Annotated in this window: 12 protein-coding genes; 4 read left to right on the top strand and 8 right to left on the bottom strand. The window is 60.4% G+C overall.

Annotation, left to right across the window (positions count from 1 at the left end; all coding sequences use genetic code 11):
- Positions 1–8: 8 nt before the first annotated feature.
- From J8C06_RS00135 to tig, 7 genes are all read right to left on the bottom strand, one after another.
- Positions 9–1,433 carry a glycogen synthase gene (locus tag J8C06_RS00135; RefSeq protein WP_211428788.1) on the bottom strand — a complete coding sequence of 475 codons (1,425 nt, stop codon included), beginning with the start codon at positions 1,431–1,433 and terminating at the stop codon, positions 9–11.
- Between the two features lie 35 nt (positions 1,434–1,468).
- The gene (rho, locus tag J8C06_RS00130; RefSeq protein ID WP_211428787.1) at positions 1,469–2,788 is read right to left on the bottom strand and encodes a transcription termination factor Rho; all 1,320 of its coding nucleotides are present in this window, start codon (positions 2,786–2,788) and stop codon (positions 1,469–1,471) included.
- 86 nt (positions 2,789–2,874) lie between these two features.
- A complete protein-coding gene (gene yihA, locus J8C06_RS00125; protein ID WP_211428786.1) occupies positions 2,875–3,474 on the bottom strand; it encodes a ribosome biogenesis GTP-binding protein YihA/YsxC in 600 nt (199 codons plus the stop codon).
- Positions 3,471–5,930 carry an endopeptidase La gene (gene lon / locus J8C06_RS00120; RefSeq protein WP_211428785.1) on the bottom strand — a complete coding sequence of 820 codons (2,460 nt, stop codon included), beginning with the start codon at positions 5,928–5,930 and terminating at the stop codon, positions 3,471–3,473. Before lon ends, yihA begins: the two co-directional genes overlap by 4 nt.
- A gap of 72 nt (positions 5,931–6,002) precedes the next feature.
- Positions 6,003–7,220, bottom strand: a complete 1,218-nt coding sequence (gene clpX, locus J8C06_RS00115; protein WP_211428784.1) for an ATP-dependent Clp protease ATP-binding subunit ClpX — start codon at positions 7,218–7,220, stop codon at positions 6,003–6,005.
- Between the two features lie 98 nt (positions 7,221–7,318).
- A complete protein-coding gene (gene clpP, locus J8C06_RS00110; RefSeq protein ID WP_211428783.1) occupies positions 7,319–7,918 on the bottom strand; it encodes an ATP-dependent Clp endopeptidase proteolytic subunit ClpP in 600 nt (199 codons plus the stop codon).
- A 71-nt stretch (positions 7,919–7,989) separates the two neighbouring features.
- Positions 7,990–9,396 carry a trigger factor gene (gene tig / locus J8C06_RS00105; protein ID WP_211428782.1) on the bottom strand — a complete coding sequence of 469 codons (1,407 nt, stop codon included), beginning with the start codon at positions 9,394–9,396 and terminating at the stop codon, positions 7,990–7,992.
- Between the two features lie 185 nt (positions 9,397–9,581).
- Here tig and J8C06_RS00100 point away from each other — a divergent pair, with 185 nt between their 5' ends.
- Together J8C06_RS00100 and J8C06_RS00095 are read left to right on the top strand one after the other, a co-directional pair.
- Positions 9,582–11,378 (top strand): tetratricopeptide repeat protein, encoded by a 1,797-nt coding sequence (locus J8C06_RS00100; protein ID WP_211428781.1) that lies wholly within the window; start codon positions 9,582–9,584, stop codon positions 11,376–11,378.
- On the top strand, positions 11,375–12,370 hold the full coding sequence (locus tag J8C06_RS00095; protein WP_246602042.1) for a glycosyltransferase family 2 protein: 996 nt from the start codon (positions 11,375–11,377) through the stop codon (positions 12,368–12,370). The genes J8C06_RS00100 and J8C06_RS00095 overlap by 4 nt, the downstream gene beginning before the upstream one ends.
- Here the strand turns inward: J8C06_RS00095 and J8C06_RS00090 are convergent.
- Positions 12,334–13,254, bottom strand: a complete 921-nt coding sequence (locus J8C06_RS00090; RefSeq protein ID WP_211428780.1) for a GntR family transcriptional regulator — start codon at positions 13,252–13,254, stop codon at positions 12,334–12,336. The genes J8C06_RS00095 and J8C06_RS00090 overlap by 37 nt on opposite strands.
- A 201-nt stretch (positions 13,255–13,455) precedes the next feature.
- Between J8C06_RS00090 and trxA the strand changes: the two genes are divergently transcribed.
- Both trxA and alaS read left to right on the top strand, forming a co-directional pair.
- Positions 13,456–13,782, top strand: coding sequence for a thioredoxin (gene trxA / locus J8C06_RS00085; RefSeq protein ID WP_211428779.1), 327 nt, complete (start codon positions 13,456–13,458; stop codon positions 13,780–13,782).
- Between the two features lie 160 nt (positions 13,783–13,942).
- A complete protein-coding gene (gene alaS / locus J8C06_RS00080; protein ID WP_211428778.1) occupies positions 13,943–16,573 on the top strand; it encodes an alanine--tRNA ligase in 2,631 nt (876 codons plus the stop codon).
- Positions 16,574–16,591: the final 18 nt, after the last annotated feature.

The raw sequence follows: 16,591 nt of genomic DNA, 5'->3' as shown, positions 1-16,591 counted from the left end.
GAGGCCGGTCACTGGGCGCTGCGCACCCGCTCATACACGGCGCGATATTTCCACGCGGCCCGCGCCCACGAAAAATCGGCGCGCATGCCATTGCGCTGAATCGTTTGCCAGACCTGCGGCTGGCGGTACAGCAGTAACCCCTCATAGATTTTTTCCATCAACCGGTTGGCGTCATAGGCCCGAAACTTCAGCCCATTGCCGCTGCCGGTCACGCGGTCAAAATCCTGAATGGTGTCGTCCAAGCCGCCGGTCGCCCGGACGATGGGCACCGTCCCGTACTTCAGGCTGTAAATCTGGTTCAGTCCGCATGGCTCATAAGCCGACGGCATGAGGAACAGGTCGCCTCCGGCTTCCATCTGGTGGGCAAGCGGTTCGTTCAGCCCAAAGTACACCGCGATGCGCCGGGGAGCGGTATCGCGCAAGTGCTGAAAAAAGACTTCGTAGCGCGGGTCGCCCGAACCGAGCAAAATGAAATAGGCGCCGGAATGCAAAATCCGCCAAGCAACCTCGCGCACTAGGTCCAGACCTTTCTGGTCGCTCAGGCGGGACACGATGACAATAGCCGGTCGGTTAAGCTCCACCGGCAGACCAAATCGCTTGAGTAGATCGGCTTTGCAAACGCGCTTGCCGCTCAGGTCGTCCGGGGTGTAGTGGGCCGCCAGGTGCGGATCGGTCGCCGGATTCCATTCGTCGTAGTCCACGCCGTTGAGAATGCCAACCAAATCGTTGCGTCGCAGTCGCAGCAGGCCGTCCATGCGGAAACCGTACTCCGGCGTCTGGATTTCCTGGGCATAACGCTCGCTAACCGTCGTCAGGGCGTCCGAAGCGAGCAATGCGCCCTTGAGCATGCTGCCGGCACCACTGAACTCCAAGCCATCAGCGCCTGCGCGTAAGTCGCCCGGCAATCCAAAGTAGGCCAGATCGTCGAGATTGAAAAAACCTTGAAAGGCAAGGTTGTGAATGCTGGTAAGCGTCGCCGTTCGGGCAAAGAAGGGATCGCCGCGCAGCGCCGTCCGCAGGTACACCGGAATCAATCCGGTCATCCAGTCATTGCCATGAATGACGTCCGGTGGTTCACCAAACCACCGCGCCAGTTCAATCACGGCCCGGCTGAAGAAAGCAAAGCGGGCTGGATCGTCCGGCTCACCATAGAGCTTGCGGCCGCGATGGAAATAAGCCGGCGCATCAATCAGAAAGATTTCGACCCCCTGGCGTTCTTCTCGAAACACCTGGGCCGTCTGGAGGCCGAAACCAAACGGAACGCGCAGTTGGCCAACGTACTCGCCGGCCGTGATGAAGCCATACCGTGGCGTGACGACGCGCACGGTCAACCCCGTCGCCGCCAGTGCTTTGGGAAGCGCCGCCCCCACATCGGCCAAGCCTCCGGTTTTCGAGTGTGGCGCAAGTTCAGAAACGGCAAACAGGATGTTCATGGCACGCCGGGCGCAGAAAGGATAGCTCGAACTGGTTAGGCATTCATGGAAGCCAGAAACTCGGCATTGGTCTTGGAGCGCTCCAAGTGGCTGACCATGAGTTCCATGGATTCGACGCTCGATAGGGGACTCAGCACCCGCCGCAGCACGAAGATTCGATTGAGGTCGTCCTTCGGAATCAGCAGCTCCTCCTTGCGTGTGCCGGACTTGTTGATGTCCACCGCCGGGAAGATGCGTTTCTCGATGAGCTTGCGGTCGAGGTGAATTTCCATGTTGCCCGTGCCTTTGAACTCCTCGAAGATCACGTCATCCATGCGCGAGCCGGTGTCGATCAAGGCCGTCGCAATGATGGTCAGGCTGCCACCTTCTTCGAGATTGCGCGCGGCCCCGAAGAAACGTTTGGGCTTCTGGAGCGCGTTGGCATCTACCCCGCCGGAGAGAATCTTGCCGGATGGCGGCACGGTGGCGTTGTGGGCGCGCGCCAGACGAGTGATGGAGTCGAGCAAAATCACCACATCGCGGCCGTGTTCGACCAGCCGCTTGGCCTTTTCGATGACCATGTCGGCCACTTGAACGTGCCGCGTCGGCGGCTCGTCAAAGGTCGAACTGACGACTTCGCCCTGGACGCTGCGCTGCATGTCGGTCACTTCTTCGGGCCGCTCGTCAATCAACAAAACAATGAGCATGACCTCTGGGTGATTGCGGGTGATCGAGTTGGCAATGGACTGAAGCAGCATCGTCTTGCCCGTGCGCGGCGGCGCGACGATCAACCCGCGTTGCCCGCGTCCGATGGGTGTCACCAAGTCGAGGACGCGCCCAGATAGATTTTCCGGCGTGCTTTCCATGCGCAACCGCTTGTTTGGGTAAAGCGGCGTCAGGTTGTCGAACTGCACACGCTCCCGGCGCAGGTCGGGCGGCTCGAAGTTGATGGCTTCGACCTTGATGAGCGCGAAGTAACGCTCACCTTCCTTGGGTGGCCGAATCTGCCCGGAAATGGTGTCGCCGGTGCGGAGGTCAAACTTGCGAATCTGGGACGGCGACACATAGATGTCGTCCGGGCCCGGCAGGTAGTTGTAGTCCGGGGCGCGCAAGAAGCCAAACCCATCCGGCAGGCACTCCAGCACGCCCTCAGAAAAGATGAGGCCGGAGCGCTCGGTTTGCGCTTGCAAAATCTTGAAAACCAGTTCCTGCTTGCGCAGGCTGCCGGCGCCGGGAACATCCAACTCCTGCGCAATGCGCATGAGGTCCGACAGCGGGAGGTCCTTGAGTGCGGTAATGTCGTGAAAGCCATTGGCTGGCGGGGGGTCCGCACTTTCAACAGCAACAGGCTCGATCGGGTCTAGCGTTTCTTCCATGGCAAGTTCTGTGACCAAGTGTTTATCCAAGCGTCAAGGTTTATCCAAAGTGTCGGGTACGAGGCTGCGCAATCCAGCGTGAAGCGTCAGGCGCGGGCGCGGGGCGCGGCCCAGTCCACCAGGGCCGACCGAATCGTTTCCCAGACCAGCTCCGCGCCAGCACGGGTCAGGGAGGAATAGGGTAAAACGCGGTCGCCATAAACCCGGCGCAAGGCCGTCAGGCGAGCCGCCAGGCGTGACCGCGAAAGCTTGTCCGACTTGGTGGCCACGACACAAAACCGGCGCGCCGTGGCGGTGAGCCAGTCCTGCATCACAAGGTCAAGCGATTGTGGTTCAAGCCGAGCATCCACGATGAGAACGCACAGCGCAAGCGCCGCGCGATGGCGCAGATAACCCTCGATCATTGGTCGCCACTGCTCGCGTACGGCCTGTGGCACACGCGCATAACCATAACCCGGTAAGTCCACGAAGCGAAGCTCGCCGTTGATTTCAAAAAAGTTGATGAGCTGCGTCCGACCGGGTGTGTTGCTTGTCCGGGCCAGCCCATGCACGCCAAGGAGCGAGTTGATGAGGCTCGATTTGCCGACATTCGAGCGTCCCAGAAAAGCTACTTCCGGTAACGACGGAGGCGGGTAATGTGCCGCCTCCGTCGCGCTCTTCACAAATGTCGCCGCAACGACCTTCATTCAACCGGCACCGATGATAGGTGATCTGTCACATCTGTGTTCCAGATCGGAGACAGGTCATCTGTCAGGGTTTTGTTTGGCAGGGTTTTGTCATCAACCAGTCGGGAACTTGGCGACTCAACCAAGGCCAGGGGAAAAACCTGCTCCATCTGTTCCACAAAGTGTATATCCAATGCTTCCCGAATCTCGGCTGGGATGTCTGCCATGTCTTTTTCGTTGTCCTGCGGCACGAGAACGGTTCGGATGCCCAGGCGGAGCGCGGCCAGAAGCTTTTCCTTGAGTCCGCCAATCGGCAAAACTCGACCACGCAATGTAATCTCGCCCGTCATGGCTACGTCTTGCCGGACGGGGATGCCGGTCAGCGCCGACACCAGAGCGGTCGCCATGGTGATCCCCGCCGAAGGTCCATCCTTGGGAATCGCGCCTTCCGGCACGTGGATATGCACGTCCTGTCGCCGGTAAAAATCGGGCGCAATGCCGAGCGCCGTCGCGCACGCGCGCACATAGGTCATCGCGGCCCGGGCCGACTCCTGCATGACATCGCCCAGCTTTCCAGTCAGGATGACTTGGCCGCGCCCTGGCATCAACGTGGTTTCCACAAAAAGGGTTTCACCCCCGACTTCCGTCCAGGCCAAGCCCGTGGCAATCCCCACCTCACTGCGTTCCTTGAGTCGGGCCGGCTGGTAGCGGGCCGGCCCCAGATATTCGGAAAGGACCTCTGCCGTGATGATTTCCCGATATTCCGCGCGGTCAGGCTCTGGCGTCAGCAAGAGTCGCCGCGCGACTTTGCGACAAATCGCTGCCAGGTCGCGCTCCATGTTGCGCATCCCGGCTTCTCGTGTGTAGTTCTGAATGATGGCCACCAAAGCCTCTTCGGTGAACGTCACCTGGGTTTCAGACAGCCCGTGCTTTTCCCGTTGCTTCGGAATCAAGTGCCGCCGCGCGATTTCAAGTTTTTCCCGCTCGGTGTAACCCGACAGACGGATGATTTCCAGCCGGTCACGCAGCGCCGGCGGAATCGTGTGCAAGACGTTGGCCGTAGCGATGAACATAACCTGCGACAGGTCATACTCAACGTCGAGGTAGTGGTCCCGAAACGTGCTATTTTGCTCCGGGTCAAGCACCTCCAACAGGGCAGCGGCCGGATCGCCCCGGTAGTCAGACGTGAGCTTGTCAACCTCGTCGAGCAGAATAAGGGGGTTGATGGTGCCGGCCTTCTTCATCATCTGAATGATTTGCCCCGGCAGCGAGCCAATGTAGGTGCGCCGGTGGCCTCGAATTTCGGCATCATCCCGAACGCCGCCCAAGCTGAGGCGCACAAACTTCCGCCCCGTTGCCTGGGCAATGGATTTCCCCAAACTCGTCTTCCCAACGCCTGGCGGGCCGACAAAGCATAGAATCGAACTCGGTGACTGCCTGACAAGCTGGCGAACGGCAAGAAACTCCAGGATGCGGTCTTTGATCTTTTCCAAGCCGTAGTGATCGGCATCCAGAATCTGCTGCGCCGCTTGCAAGTCGCCGTTTTCCTCTGAGCGCTCATGCCACGGCACCGTGATGAGCCACTCAAGGTAATTGCGCGATACGGCCGCTTCCGCCGACATCATCGGCATCTGCTCAAGCCGCCGCAACTCGCTCATCGCTTTGTCGTGCGCCTCGGCCGGCAACCGCGCCGACTCGACCCGTCGCTTGAGTTCCTCAAACTCTGACCGTTCATCCTTGCGCCCAAGCTCTTTGTGAATGGCCTTGATTTTTTCGCTCAGGTAAAACTCCCGATGCGACCGCTCCATTTGCTTTTTGACGCGCCCCTGGATGGTGCGATCCATCTGGAGCTTTTCAAGCTCGATGTCAAAAATATCCACCAGCCGGAGCAAGCGGTCGGCCAGCGAGACGGTTTCGAGAACTTTTTGCTTTTCCTCAACCGAAATTTTCAAGTGACTGGCCACGCTGTCAGCCAGGCGGGCCGGTTCCTCGATCCGCAGGTCAGCGTGCAGATTCTCCGGGTTGTCAGGGTTTTGCCGGACGTACTGCTCAACCAGTCCCGTCAGTTTTCCAACCAGGGCCGAAATACGTGGACTCTGCTCGCGGTCGGTAGGCAGGCGCTTGACAACGGCCATCCAGCAGTTGCCAGAATCCTCAAAGCGGATCGCCTGCGCCCGCTCAAGCCCCTCGAACTGAACCTTGATCGTCCCATCGGCCAACTGGAGGTGGTGGGTAATGCGTGCCAGCGTCCCAACCCGATGTACCTGCTCTGGGGTCGGTTCCTCCAATGTGGGGTCATGTTGCGTGACGAGAAAAATCAACCGATCACGCTGGAGGGCCGTGGTGAGCGCGACGACGGATGGCTTGCGGCCTATCTTGAAACGAATCGCGGTGTGCGGAAACACCACCACGTCGCGGACGGGAACGGTCGGAAAGCAGGCGATATGACTGGGCAGACTGTCGTGGAACTCGTCCATGGGCGGTTTGTTGGCTATCGAGCAGGCAGTCCCCTCAACCAGGGACTGTCAACCACGCAGCGGGAAGAGGCTTCACGCCGCTTTTTCTGGAAGTGGTAAGTGAACGCGCCGGTCTTCGACCATTTCGCGTGTCACGGTGAATTCACGGATACGCTTCTGGCTTGGCAGGAAATACATCGCATCAAGCATCAGTTCTTCCAGAATCATCCGCAACCCACGTGCGCCAACCTTGCGCTGATGAGCCATGTGAGCAATCGCGCGGAGCGCATCGTCAGTGAACCGCAAGCGCACGTTATCCCATTCAAACTGCCGCTGATACTGCTTGATGATGGCGTTCTTGGGCTTGGTCAAAATATCAATGAGGGCATCTTCGTCCAGTTCATGGAGCGTTCCCACAACGGGTAACCGGCCGACAAACTCTGGAATAAGACCATATTTGATGAGGTCTTCTGGTTGAACTTGGCTGAAAACCCCATCCACTTTCGCAGCCGGCCGGCGATCAATTTTGGCATTGAAACCAAGTGACTTCTTACCGATGCGCCGTTCAATGATCCGCTCCAAGCCACCAAAAGCCCCACCGCAAATGAACAAAACATTGGTCGTGTCCACCGGGTAAAACTCCTGGTGTGGGTGCTTACGTCCGCCCTGCGGAGGCACGCTGGCAACCGTGCCTTCCAGAATCTTGAGGAGCGCCTGCTGGACGCCTTCGCCAGACACATCGCGGGTGATGGAGGGGTTATCGTCTTTGCGGCAGATTTTGTCAATTTCATCAATATAGATGATGCCTTGCTGGGCGCGCTCAATCTCGCCATTCGCGGCCTGGAGCAACTTGAGAATGATGTTTTCTACATCCTCTCCGACGTACCCAGCTTCGGTGAGCGTTGTCGCATCCACAATAGCGAATGGGACGTTGAGAATACGCGCCAACGTTTGCGCCAACAGCGTTTTTCCCGTGCCGGTTGGGCCGATCAGCAAAATGTTGCTTTTTGAAATTTCCACGTCGCCAGCGGTGCGATTGCGGAGCATGTCCATGCGCTTGTAGTGCTGATACACCGCCACGGCGAGCTTCTTTTTCGTCTCATCCTGTCCAATGACATAGTCATCGAGAAAAGCTTTGACTTCGACGGGGCGCGGCAGATAAGGCCGCTGCGTTACCGCCTCTTGCCGCGCGTCGTCGTTGATGATTTCGTTGCAGATGTCAATGCACTCGTTGCAAATATAAACCGTCGGTCCAGCAATGAGTTTTTTGACTTCGTTTTGGCTCTTTCCACAGAAAGAGCAGCGTAGCATGTCGTCTCGTCCTCTCACGGGTGGCTCCACAGGCACATCAGAGTGATTTATCAGAAGTCAGTGAACAGAAGGCCCATTATCACCAGGTGGCACTGTCACTATACGCGGTTGGTTAGCACCTGGTCCACGATACCGTATTCCATGGCCTGTGTCGCCGACATGATCCGGTCACGTTCGACATCAGCTTCAATGACATCAAATGGCTTCCCGGTGTGCTTGGCCAAAATGTTGGATGTCAACTCTCGAATACGTTTGATTTCTTCGGCCTGGATAAGGATGTCCGTGGCTTGTCCCTGCGCACCGCCGGACGGCTGGTGAATCAGAATCCGCGAGTGCGGCAAGGCATAGCGTTTTCCCTTCGTGCCGGCTGCCAGGAGCAGCGCCCCCATCGAAGCGCACTGACCGATGCAGAAGGTCACGATGTCTGGCTTGACGAACTGCATGGTGTCGTAAATTGCCATCCCGGCTGTCACCGAACCACCCGGACTGTTGATATAAATCGAAATATCCCGCTCCGGGTCTTCAGATTCGAGGAAGAGCAGTTGCGCCACGACGAGGCTGGCAATGGTGTCGTCAATGGGCGTGCCAATAAAAATGATGTTGTCTTTGAGGAGGCGCGAGTAGATGTCGTAGGCGCGTTCGCCGCGACTGGTCTGCTCGACGACCATTGGTACAAGAGCCGCTGTCGGATGAATCATGGCAATGCCACCATACCTTGGACTATCGAGATGTGCGCCACACGGACCAGCCGCGTGGAAGCCAGGCATATCTATTGGTTTTCAGACGGGAAAGAAACCGTTTCTTCCGGCGCTGGGACATCTTCCGGTAAAACGGTCTGGGTCTCAATCCGCGCGGCACTGCGCACGATGACCATGGCTTTTCTGTTTCGCAGCGTAGCCCGGACACTATCGAGTCGGTTCTCCCTTGTCAAGCGGGCGCGTAAAACTTCCGGGGCCAGGTTGGCTTGCGCCGCTAGGCTGGCAAGATAGTCTGCTACCTCTTCCTCTGACACGTGCAGGTCGGCTTCGCGGGCGACTTGTTCCAGGACGACCACGCGCTTGATTTCAGCTTCGGCGCCAGGGCGCAGGGCTTCTCCCATTTTTTGGAAGTCATAGTTGGCTTTGCGGGGGTCAATCCCCTGTTGCTCAAGCTGCTCGACGAAGTCCCCAAGGCGACGATTCACCTGTTCTGTGACCAAGTATGGCGGCGCTTCGACGCCAGTCCGCTGGACTAACTGATCCAGCAGTTGCGTGTCCAAGGCTTCCATGGCGCGCCGCTCCATATCGGCTTCCATTTCCGCGCGCAGTCTGGCGCGCAGCTCTTCCAGGCTCGTCAAGCCTCCGAACTGCTGGGCAAAGGTGTCGTCGAGCGCTGGCAACGTCCGCTGGGCAAGCCGTTCCACCTTGAGATGAAACTGAACGCGCTTACCGGCGAGGTCAGGTCCACCCGCCGACATCGGGGCCGAGGCAGGCGTCGTTCCGGCCGCTCCCGATGGATACTCGACATCCACCACGACGTGCTCGCCAACGGTTTTCCCCCGGAGCGCTTGGTCAAACTCCTCACGGATCAGCTTGCTGCCAAGTTCCAGCACCTCCTCGCGCTGGGTAAGACTCGGAGCCTGTCCATCGGCAGGCATCGTCGCGCCCTCCTCAAGGAGGTAGCCCACCAACGACACGGTGACAATGTCGCCCGGCTGGGCTGGACGACCATCCTCGATGGGGGCCGTCGTCGCCAGTGACGCCCGGAATTTCTCCAACAGGCGGTCAACGTCGGCATCCGTTACCGGAACGACGCGCTTGACGCCTTCCAGGCCTTCCAGTGACCCAACCTTGAACTCCGGGAAGACATCCACTTCGACCTTGATTACGAAGGGGAGCTGATCGGTGAGGCGGATGTCCTGAATCCGTGGCTCGCCGAGCACTTGCAGATTTGACGCCTGGACAGCTTCCTCCATCGCCTCCGTGCCAAGCTGGGCCAACACTCGCTCATAGATGTCTTTTTGGAAACGCTGGCGTACCAGCGACACGGGCGCTTTGCCGGGACGAAAACCCGGAATCCGCGCCTGGCGAGCAAACTGGTTGGAAAAACGATTGAAACTGCGCGTCACGCGCTCCACCGGAAGCTCGATGACCAGCTCCTTCTTAACGGAGGACAGATGATTGACTTCGAATTTCAAGAGAATGCCTCAGAGATCGGGAGGTTGCCGCCACGCTGGCGGAGTCGCGCTTGACTACCGAAAGTCAGGGCAACAAGTGATAAGCGCGTAGTATAGTCTTGCCAGTCCACCCTACGCAATCCACCTTGACTCCATCAGAACCCATTCCTCGGTCGTGATCGTTTGCCGTGATGGTTGCCGTCATTATGCCGCTGCGTGAATCTTGGCTCAACACAAGGGATGGGCGTCGTCAGTGGTGGTGGCTGGTCATCATCTTGCTCACGGTGGCGCTGCTCTACGCGCCAACCCTGAGCTACGAGCGAGTCTTTGATGATCACTTGCAGATTGAAGAAAATCTTCACATCCGCTCGTGGAGATTTCTTGGGCGCGCTTTCACCGACCACGTCTGGAGTGGGCAGCCCGGTTACGCGCTGACTAATTCCTATCGCCCGCTCTACCTTGTTTGGATGACGGCCAACTATGCGCTCTTTGGCGAAGACCCACGCGGCTGGCACACCACTTCGGTACTGCTGTATCTCGCCGCCGTCGGTGGCGTTTGGTGGCTAGCTGGGAAGCTCCTCGGCACCGGCTTTGAGCGCATTGCGGCCACGGCCGTGTTTGCCGTGCACCCCGTCCATGTGGAGTCCGTCGCCTGGATTGCGTCGTTCCCCGACGCTCTCCTGATGGTGTTGTTCACGCTTGCCGTGGGATGGCATGGGCAGGCGGCCGGCTGGATGCCGAGTCAGGGATTTGCCGAAGCATCTGTTCCGTCTGGCTGGCAGTGGGCAATCGCCAATCGGCACAACTGGTTTTCAGCCGCCGCGCTGGCTGGCGCTTTGCTGACGAAGGAATTCGCTGTCTTCTGGTGGCCCATGGTTTTTTTGCTCCACCTGGCCGGGCGGAGCGGGAACTGGGGGCAACGCGGCCGAGCTGCGCTTCAGTCGCTCTGGCTGCATGCGGTCGTGATGGCCGGCTATATCGTAGCGCGGCGGCTGGCCCTGCCGGGCGTTTTTGAGGGCACCCCGTACCTCACCTGGACAACCGTGGCGCTCACCGCGCCACTTGTGCTGTGGAACTACTTGCGGCTGCTCGTCTGGCCGGTCGGCTTGCGGCTAGAATACGAGCTGGCTTACGTGACCAGTCCGATGATGCCGGCCTTTTGGCTGCCGCTGCTGGGCCTGGCAGCCGTGGGCAGCCTGGCGCTCTGGGCCCTACGCCGCCACCCGCTGGCGCTGACGTGGTTCGTCTGGATTGGGTTGCCGCTGCTTCCGACGCTCAACCTGCGCCATTTCCGCCCCCAGGAATTTCTTCATGATCGTTACCTGTTTCTCCCCTCGCTCGGCTTCGCGCTGCTGTTTGGCTGGGGACTGGCGCGGCTGACAAGCTGCTTGGTGTCGCCTGAAACGCAGGCAACGGCCCGACTGGCCGTCATTGCGGTCGTCTTGGCCGGGTACGGCTGGCTGACGGCGCGGCAGGTTCCATACTGGCGCAATGATTTGGCCCTCTACGCCCGCATTCTTCAGTTCCACCCGGACAACGTCTTTGCCCTGGGCAACCTGTCTGACACCTTGCGGGCGCAGGGCCGGTTGGATGAAGCCATTGCCGCGCTGGAACGGGCCTATGCCCGCGCGCCCAACGAGCGACGGTTAGCCCATGCGCTGAGCAATGCCTACTGTCAGGCCGGTCGCTTTGACCGCGCCATTCAGACGCTGGCCCCCTGGATGACCGGCGACGAGGAAAGCCTCAACCGCCCCGGCGCTTGCTACGACTACGGCTATGCCTTGCTGGCGGTTGGGCGCGCGCCAGAAGCCCGTCCTTATCTGGAGCGCGCCGCCCGCTTGGCCCCGGACGATGCCCAAGTTTGGTTGATTCTGGCAGAGGCGCGGCGCGCGTTGGGTCTGTGTATGGAAGCGGCCGCGGCTTACGATGAAGCTTCCCGACACGCGCCAGACCGCGCCGACATTGCCCAGCGGCGGGACGAACTCGCCCAGGAGTGTCCATGACGCCAACGCCGATGGCTGAATACCGCCCAATCTCGATTGTCGCCCCCTGCTTCAACGAAGCCGACGGGTTGATGGCCTTCCATGCCGCGCTGTCGGCTGCCATCGCCGACCTGCCCTATGACGTGGAAATCATCTACGTGGACGACGGTTCCACCGACGCGACGCCCCAGGTGCTGGACGCCCTTCGGAAGCAGGATCGGCGCGTCAAGACGCTTGTCTTCTCACGCAACTTTGGGCACCAGGCCGCTTTGCTGGCCGGCCTGGACGCCGCCCGTGGCGACGCCGTCATCACGCTCGACAGCGACTTGCAGCACCCACCGGAACGCATCCCGGAACTCATTCGCGCCTGGGAACAGGGCGCGGACATCGTTTATACCGTTCGCCGGGAGACGGATGGAGTTCCCCTGAGCAAGCGGCTGACGAGCCGCCTGTTCTACTGGTTGATGAATCGGGCATCGGTGACACCCATCGTGCCGGGCGCGGCCGATTTCCGGCTCATGGATCGCGTCGCCGTGGACAGCTTCTGCGCCTTGCGCGAAACACACCGCTTCAACCGTGGACTCGTGAGCTGGCTGGGATTCCGCGCCACGGCGATTGAGTTTGACGCCCCGGCGCGGTTTGCTGGCGAAAGCAAGTATTCCTTCACACGCATGCTCCGCTTTGCCGTTGACGGGTTGGTTTCCTTCTCCGTCTGGCCGCTGCGCGCCGCCATGCTGCTGGGTTTTGGGATGGCGGCCTTCGCGGCGCTCTACATCGTCTATGCGCTCTATGTCTTTTTCGTTCTGCGCTGGACGGTGCCCGGCTGGACCTCGACGCTTGTCACCGTGCTGCTGATTGGTGGCGTTCAACTCTTGAGCGTGGGCCTGGTCGGCGAGTACGTCGGAAAGATTTACGAGGAAGTCAAGCGGCGGCCGCTCTATGTCGTCCGCGAGCGCCACGGTTTTGGAAACGACCATCAGCGTGCTTCAGGGGCAAGAAAGCGCTCGGTGTGAAGCCGCAACTCTTCCAGGGTTTCATCGGCCAGGATGGTCAGCGTTCGCAGGTTTACCGGGACTTGTGCCTGGCGTGCCGTCAGGGTATCGGTGATGACGAGGTCGCTGCCGGCCAGCCGCGTTTGCCAGTCTGGCGCGCGGGCGTCCTGAAAGTGACAAGCCAGCAAATCGCCGCCGGCGGCCGCGCACATGGCGCGCGCCAGGCGCAGGAAATCCGGCCAACTCGACGCCACCGTGACGAGGCAATCCGGCGCACGCAGCATATCAAGCGGCACTTCCCGCCAAACGGCCCGCGTGCGCAGCCACAGGCACGCCGTCCCCGGTGGCAACTGCTCCGTCAGTACATTCGCCCAGGTGTAAAGCGCAACGGGAACTGCCCGGCGATAGGCATCCGGCGATTGGCCCGCGTCAAAGCTCATCCCACGCACCGGACAGCGCACCACCTGTTGAATCTCGTGCACCAGAATCCGCCGCAGTTCTTCGTCCGGCTCTAGCACAAGCAAGTGATCGGGCGGCTCCGTCGCCAGCCAGTCCGCCAAGCGCGACCGAATGGCGGCCAGCGAGTGACCGGACCGCCACGCCTGCTCCAAAAATGCCAAAAACAACTGATCCAAGTTGGCGGCGGTCTGGCCGGGCGAGGAACCAGACAATGAGCGCACATAGACGCCACTGCCGTGACGTTGCTCGACCCAACCACGCCGGGCTAACTCCTGAAAAACGGCGCTGATGGTGTTGGGGTGCAGGCCGAGGCGGCGGGCTAACTCACGGGTGCTGGGAAGCTTCTCGCCAGGCTTGAGTTCCTGACTGGCAATGGCAAAGACGAACTGCGTCACAAGCTGTTCACGCGGTGAAACCTCACTTTGCTTGGCAACCCACAGGCGCATATATTTTTCCAGTATGTCGCGGCAACATCCAAGTTACGGCTCGAGAACGCGCCACCGCTACCAGGAGCATTGGTGATTGGCGCAAGATGAAAGGCGTGTGCTAGTAATCACCGACCAGTTCGTTCGTGGCCGCTTCGCTCCCAGCCGGTGTCGGCACGAACGCCAGGGACGACGAATCTCATTTCTTGTGGAGGAACTATCATGGGCGGCAACGTCATTGAAATTACGGACGGCAACTTCGAGCGTGAGGTGTTGCAGTCCGAGCGTCCGGTACTCGTAGATTTCTGGGCAGCGTGGTGCGCTCCCTGCCGGATGCTGGCCCCGACGGTCGAAGCGCTGGCCAATGATTATGCCGGACGCGCGCGGGTCGGGAAGCTCAATGTGGACGAAAATAACCAGACGTCCGCGCGTTTTGGCATTCGCGGCATCCCAACGCTGATTGTGTTCAAGAACGGCGAGGAACAAGAGCGGCTAACGGGCGCGCATCCAAAGGATGTCATTGCCCGCATGCTCGACAAGCACATGTGACTGCCGGGCGAACCCAAAGCCGGTTTCAGCCCGTTTCAGCGAAACGCCGTCTCCAGGTTTTCAGGCGCGTTGGTGCGCTGAAAACGGCTTGGCGGCGTTCTCGTTTTCTCAACATCGCCATCCCAATCGCTCTCCCGCCCACCCAGTGAGGGGACTGACCATGCTTACCGGACACGACATCCGCCACCACTTTCTTGAATACTTCGCTCGCCACGGCCACCGCATCGTGAAAAGCTCGCCGGTCCTGCCGCCAGACGACACCCTGCTGTTTGCCAATGCCGGGATGAATCAGTTCAAGGATGTGTTCACGGGCCTGGAAACCCGTGAATACACGCGCGCGACCTCATCCCAGAAATGCATTCGCGCCGGGGGCAAGCACAATGACTTGGACGAAGTCGGCAAAACGGCCCGGCATCATACGTTCTTCGAGATGCTGGGCAATTTTTCCTTTGGCGACTACTTCAAGGAAGAAGCCATCGCCTTTGCCTGGGAACTGCTCCTGCGCGAGTTTGAGCTGCCACTGGAGCGACTTTGGTTCACCGTCTATGAAGACGATGACGAGGCCTTTGCGTTGTGGAAGCGCGTTGGCGCGCCCGAAGACCGCATTCTGCGCTTTGGCAAAAAGGAAAACTTCTGGCAGATGGGCGATACGGGTCCCTGCGGGCCGTGCTCGGAGATTCACTACTTTTTAGGCGACGACCCAGCGGACAACCTTCCCCAGCACGTCAACGGCCCGGGCGATACCACCGTTGAAATCTGGAATTTGGTCTTCATGCAGTTCGAGCGCAGCGCCGATGGAACGCTCAAGCCGCTCCCCAAGCCATCAGTGGACACCGGCGCCGGCCTGGAGCGTCTGGCCTCGGTCTTGCAGGGCAAAAAGACCAACTACGACACCGACCTTATTTTTCCAATCATCGCGCAGATTGCCGCCCGCGCCGGGCGTGAGTACACCTACGACAGCCCGGATGGCATTTCGATGCGCGTGATTGCCGACCACGCCCGCGCCACGGCGTTTTCAATCGCCGATGGGATTTACCCCGGCAACACCGGGCGCAACTATGTGCTGCGCAAAATCATGCGCCGCGCCATCTGGCACGGCCGGCGGCTGGGGATTGAAACGCCCTTCCTGCACGATATTACCGCCTTCGTGATTGACCACATGGCGGTAGCGTTCCCCGAACTGCAAACCCAGGCCGACGTCATTGCCCGCGTCGTGGCGACCGAGGAAAAACTGTTCTCCTCGACGCTGGCGGCCGGACGCAAGCGCCTGGATGAAGCCTTCCAGCACGCGGCCGATGGGGTCGTGGCCGGCGCGGATGTCTTTGACCTGTACCAAACCTACGGCCTGCCGGTGGATCTCATTGCCTACATTGCCGAGCAGCGTGGGCTGCGGGTAGATGAGGCTGGCTTTGAAGCGGCGCTGGACGAAGAGCGCGCCCGCGCCCGTGAAAGCTGGAAAGGCGGCGCGGCGAAGGCCGTCGCGCCGGCCTACCAGGCCGCGCTTGATGGCAAGCCGACCGTGTTTCGCGGCTATGACCACCTGACCCTGGCCGATCTCCGGGTCCGCGCCGTCATCCGACAGGGGGAGATAGTTGACGCCCTGCGTGCCGGCGAAGTCGGTGAGGTTGTGCTGGATGAAACGCCGTTCTACGCCGCGTCTGGGGGACAAGTGGGCGACACCGGGCTGCTCGAAAATGAGGCCACAACGCTGCGGGTTACGGATACCGTCACGCCGGTTACTGGGCTGACGGCGCACCGGGTCGAGGTCTTGCGCGGAGAGGTGCGTCCGGCCGACCGCGTGACGGCGACCGTTGATGCCGAGCGCCGCCGCCGGACGATGCTCAACCACTCGGCGACGCACCTGCTGCATGCGGCCCTGCGCGAAGTGCTTGGGGCGCACGTCAAGCAGGCCGGCAGCGAAGTGGCCCCGGATAAGCTGCGCTTTGATTTCACGCACTATGCCGCCCTGTCGGCCGATGAACTTGCCGAAATCGAGCGGTTGGTCAACGCCCAAATTCGGCGCAATGCCAGTCTCGCCAAACGTGAAATGCCGCTCGATGCCGCAGTTGCCGCCGGCGCGATGGCATTGTTTGGTGAAAAGTATGGCGACGTGGTGCGCGTGGTTGAAGTGCCGGGCTTTTCAATGGAACTCTGCGGCGGCACGCACGTCACGGCAACCGGCGACATTGGCTTGTTCAAGATTGTCAGTGAAAGTTCGATTGCGTCTGGCGTCCGGCGCATCGTGGCCGTGACCGGAGAAGCGGCGTTCGAGCGTTTTCAAACCGATGAAGCCATTTTGGGCGAGCTGGCGGAAACCTTCCGGCTTGGCGACGTGGGTGAGCTTCCGGCGCAGATTGGAAAGCTTCAGACGACGCTTCGGCAAGCCGAGCGCGAGATTGAGACGCTCAAGCTCAAACTGGCCCAGGAACGCGCCGAAAGCGCCCTTGCCGAAGCGCGCCCGATCGGCGATCTGCGGGTGCTCGCGCTCGAAGCCACCGACCTCGACAAATCTGGCGTCCGGCAGTTGGCGGAGCACCTCGTGGGCAAGCTTGGTCGTGGCGTGGTGGTCATTGGGTTACGTGGCGGAGAGAAGGTTTCTCTCGCCGTGCGCGTGGCCGATGCGCTCACCAACCAGCTCAAGGCTGGGCATATCGTCCGGGAGTTGGCAACCATTGTCGGCGGTGGTGGTGGCGGACGCGCTGACTTTGCCGAGGCCGGGGGGAAAGACCCCGCCAAGCTAACCGATGCCCTGCAAGCCGCGCCGACCATCGTCGAACGGTTTCTCGGCTGATGCTTTCCTCAACCTGGA

The sequence above is a fragment of the Chloracidobacterium validum genome (assembly GCF_018304825.1).
GTDB lineage: Bacteria > Acidobacteriota > Blastocatellia > Chloracidobacteriales > Chloracidobacteriaceae > Chloracidobacterium > Chloracidobacterium validum.
The sequence above is the reverse complement of the archived record's forward strand: the minus strand, read 5'-3'. Positions and strand labels throughout refer to the sequence as shown.